Consider the following 518-nt stretch of genomic DNA (forward strand, 5'->3'; position numbering starts at 1 on the left):
GCCAGCACTGAGCACTTTACTTATGACGGTTTAAACCGCTTAAAAGAGGCAAGGTTAAACTATGCTGGCCTCACAAAAAATACCTACTACTGTTATGACGCACTAGGAAATATGACCACCAAAGGGAGTGCGACAGCATGTAGCAGTAGTCAGGGCCACTTTAGCTACGGCAATGCGGCGCGCTCAAAAGGGAATGCAGGTGTTCATGCACTCTATAAAGATACACGCACAGGCAAGGTCTTTACTTATGATAATAACGGTAATATGACCAATGATGGCTCACGCTATTTAACTTACTCAGGGTTTGATAAAGTCACGCATATTCGCCAAGCAGGGAACATGGCGGTGAACTTTCGTTATGGTGCTGGACACAATCGCTACTATCGTAAAGACACCTACTTAGCAGGACAAGACGCCGCAGCAGGCAAAGAAAACAGTGAAACTTACTACTATGGTGCATTTGAGCATATCCGCAAAGAGTCAGCAGAGGTATATCAATACACAGTAGGAAATATACT

General features: G+C 44.4%; 1 pseudogene. It reads left to right on the forward strand.

The window, feature by feature from the left end:
- Positions 1-518: pseudogene (locus CEX98_RS23000) on the forward strand (hypothetical protein); the annotation flags it as partial.

The sequence above is a fragment of the Pseudoalteromonas piscicida genome (assembly GCF_002744175.1).
Classification (GTDB): domain Bacteria; phylum Pseudomonadota; class Gammaproteobacteria; order Enterobacterales; family Alteromonadaceae; genus Pseudoalteromonas; species Pseudoalteromonas piscicida_B.